2 protein-coding genes and 1 pseudogene are annotated in these 2,506 nt (G+C 59.5%); all 3 read left to right on the top strand.

All coding sequences use genetic code 11. The annotated features are described in order from the left end of the window. Positions 1–180 precede the first annotated feature (180 nt). Complete coding sequence (locus tag AAC035_RS20550; protein WP_339806979.1) at positions 181–1,182, top strand: ABC transporter substrate-binding protein; 1,002 nt, start codon at positions 181–183, stop codon at positions 1,180–1,182. Between the two features lie 66 nt (positions 1,183–1,248). Beyond that, the gene (locus tag AAC035_RS20545) at positions 1,249–2,133 is read left to right on the top strand and encodes an ABC transporter ATP-binding protein (protein WP_339806978.1); all 885 of its coding nucleotides are present in this window, start codon (positions 1,249–1,251) and stop codon (positions 2,131–2,133) included. Next, positions 2,130–2,506 (top strand): annotated as a pseudogene (locus AAC035_RS20540) (ABC transporter permease); the annotation flags it as partial. The gene AAC035_RS20545 and the pseudogene AAC035_RS20540, both read left to right, overlap by 4 nt.

Raw genomic sequence — 2,506 nt, 5'->3', positions numbered from 1 at the left:
AGTCCATTTTTGTTTCAGTCAGGTGCAGCCAAGGCACGTCCACCCTTCCAGCTTTCCTTAATTCTCAGTGTTTTCAAAATCCTACGACATGGCACGCCGGTTGCAATTTAAAAAGCTGAATGAATGGTCAACTAAAAGCTGCCAGCCAGGGGCATGGCAACTCACCCTCAGGAGAGACGTATGACGATCAAGAAATTCACCGGTTTTGGTGGCGCTCTGGCTCTGGCTCTGGCCGGACTACTGGCAGCATCGCCCTTGTCGGCCAAGGAACTGGACAAGGTGGTGTTCGGCACCAACTGGTATGCCCAGGCTGAGCATGGCGGGTTCTACCAGGCGGTCGCTACCGGCATCTACGAAAAATACGGACTGGACGTGAGCATCGAGATGGGCGGCCCCCAGGTTAACGGTACCCAGCTGCTGGTGGCCGGGCGCCGGGATTTCTCCATGGGATATCCCATCGGCAACATCAAGGCGGCGGAAGAGGGCCTACCGGTGGTCACGGTAGCGGCCTCCAAGCAGGGTGACCCTCAGGCGCTGATTGCCCATCCCCACATCACCTCGCTGGAGCAGGTGAAGGAAGAGGGGTTGCAGGTCTATATCGCATCCTTCGCCAACACCACCTTCTGGCCCTGGCTGAAGGCGGAGTTCGATTTTACGGATGACATGATCCGCCCCTACACCTTCAGCGTTGCACCCTTCCTGACCAACAAGGACATTGTGCAGCAGGGTTACCTGTCGTCCGAGCCCTTTGCCATCCAGAAAGCGGGCATTGAGCCGTCGGTGTTCCTGCTGTCAGATCACGGCTACCCGGCCTACGCCACCACCATTGAAACCACACAGGGTCTGATCGACAAGGATCCGGACCTAGTGAAGCGCTTTGTGCAGGCCAGCATGGAAGGCTGGGTCAGCTACTTTGATAACCCGGCACCGGGCAATGAACTTATCCGCGAGGCCAATCCCGAAATGTCTCCGGAGCAGATCGCCTTTGGTATCGAGAAGATGCTGGAGTACGGCCTGATCTTTGGTGGCGATGCGGAAACCGGCGGCGTGGGGGTGATGACCGATGCGCGCTGGAAGGAAATCCACGACTTCATGCTGAAGGCGGACCTGGTGTCTGAAGATCTGGATATCAGCACGGTTTACAGCCTGGACTTCCTGCCGGATGAGCCGGTCCTGCGATAACCCACACCGACGTCTGACACTGAACCAATGGCCAGGCCTGGTCTGGCCATTGCTGGAGCTTGAATCATGAGCGCAACCAAGGTTACCCCGCTTAAACCCTCGGGCGGAGCAGAGCCTCCGGAGCTGACGGCGCCCAACGCACCTGCAGGCGCCCGACGTCCGGTGCTGCAGGTCAGTGGCGTCGACAAGGTCTACGCCAACGGCACGGTAGCACTGAAAGGTGCCGATCTTGCGGTACGTCAGGGCGAGTTTGTCAGCCTGCTGGGACCTTCCGGCTGCGGCAAGAGCACCTTGCTGCGGATCATGGCAGGGCTGGGGGACGTCACCACCGGCTCGGTGAAATGGTGGGAACAGGATTACGACGTGGTGGGCGACAAGGGCCGCAAGCTGGCGTTCGTGTTCCAGAACGCCACCCTGATGCCCTGGGCCAGGGTACGCAAGAACGTGCGTCTGCCACTGGACCTGGAACATGCCGGCAAATCGCCGGAAGTGGACCGGAAAATCGACGATGCTCTTGCCATGGTGGGTTTGCAGGGTTTTGACCAGGCATTCCCCCGGGAGTTGTCCGGAGGCATGCAGATGCGGGCGTCCATTGCCCGGGCCATGGTTACGGAACCCAATCTGTTGCTTATGGATGAACCCTTTGGCGCCCTTGATGAAATGACCCGCAACCGGCTCAACGACGACGTGTTGAAATTGTGGCAGGCCAATGGCTGGACCGTCGTCTTTGTGACCCACAGTGTGTACGAGGCGGTCTACCTGTCGAGCCGGGTGGTGGTGATGGCGGCGAGACCGGGTCGTATCGTGGACGACATTGCCATTGAGGAGCCCTATCCCCGGTCCACCGATTTCCGGGTATCCACGGAGTTCGCCGGGTACTGCCGGCAGGTATCCATGGCCCTTGAGCGGGCCAGCGCCATGGGCGAAGACCCGGAAGGAGCCATGTCATGAGTCATCCGCTGATCGAGAACGAACGCTTTGTGCAGATTGCCGCGCCCCTTGGCGTCGGCGTCATATTCCTGGTGGCCTGGGAACTGGCGGTAATGGCGTTGGAAATGCCCCGCTATATCCTGCCGGGGCCCATTGCCATTGGCCAGTCTCTGGTGGCGGACTGGGGTACCCTGACCCGGGCGCTGATGATGACCCTGCAGGTGACCCTGTCGGCCTTCGTCATTTCCGTGGTGCTGGGGGTGCTGGCGTCTCTGCTGTTTGTGCAGAGCAAATGGATTGAGATGAGCCTGTTTCCCTACGCGGTGTTGATGCAGGTGACGCCCATTGTGGCCATCGCCCCGCTGATCATCATCTGGGTAGACAATACCAGCTC

This window comes from uncultured Marinobacter sp. (genome assembly GCF_963974375.1).
In the GTDB taxonomy this organism is placed as follows: domain Bacteria; phylum Pseudomonadota; class Gammaproteobacteria; order Pseudomonadales; family Oleiphilaceae; genus Marinobacter.
Note: the sequence above shows the minus strand (reverse complement) of the source record. Positions and strands in the feature narration are given on the sequence as shown.